At 32.3% G+C, this 823-nt stretch carries 1 protein-coding gene; it reads left to right on the top strand.

Annotation, left to right across the window (positions count from 1 at the left end; genetic code table 11):
- Positions 1–20: 20 nt before the first annotated feature.
- Positions 21–767, top strand: coding sequence for a hypothetical protein (locus tag H6A61_RS15290; protein WP_204394764.1), 747 nt, complete (start codon positions 21–23; stop codon positions 765–767).
- The last annotated feature ends 56 nt before the right edge of the window (positions 768–823 follow it).

Genomic DNA, 823 nt, shown 5'->3' with positions numbered 1-823 from the left:
CATTATAAGCAATTTTTACAATGACAGATAACAAAGAACATATTCGCTTTTTCTATTCTTCTTCCTATATATTGACTTCGTTCAAAGAAAGAATAGTTAATGATAAAACATATACAATTTTAGAAACAAAGCGGAAACTATTAGAAATAGACTTCTGCTTAGGCAAGCCCTTAGTGGCATTACAAAAAGATACATATAATTATGTGTCTGCCTTATGTAAAAACTACAACCATAGGCGAAGATTAAATGGGCTGGATATGATAAATGTCTTAAAAGCATTTTTCTTTCTGTTTGCCACAAAACAAACATTAGCCAATAATAATGTGTCTATAACCCGTTGGTTACAGAAAGCATCCTATTGGAATGTAGATAATCTATTGAAATGTGACCTTACCTTGTATGCTGTAACCTACTTTCGTCTTATAGTCAAGATGTGTAATATCACTACCATTCCTGCTATAACAACTCTCAATGTTAGGTTTGAAGCAGATAGGGAATTTTATGCGTTAAAAGATACGAATTATTCTATTTTATATGAGATAATCGAACAGGACTTAACAAATGCAAATAGGATGGAAAATGCCTATCAACGAAACGGTGAGCCGTTTGCATATCAGCCTATTGGTTGTCAAGATTTTTCAGCAATATGGTACACATTAGGAAAAATTTCCTTATGGCAACAATTAGGCATAGAACTAAAAAGCGAACGCTTGGATGATATTTTTATTCGGATATTTAATAAAAAAAGAATGTTCTTTGATTATTAAAACGCTTATAACAAGGTCGAGATAACAGCTTAACGCTGTTCCTCACCAACCCATTA

The sequence above is a fragment of the Bacteroides caecigallinarum genome, assembly GCF_016901995.1.
Classification (GTDB): domain Bacteria; phylum Bacteroidota; class Bacteroidia; order Bacteroidales; family Bacteroidaceae; genus Phocaeicola; species Phocaeicola cellulolyticus.
This window is presented reverse-complemented; position numbering and strand designations above follow the sequence as displayed.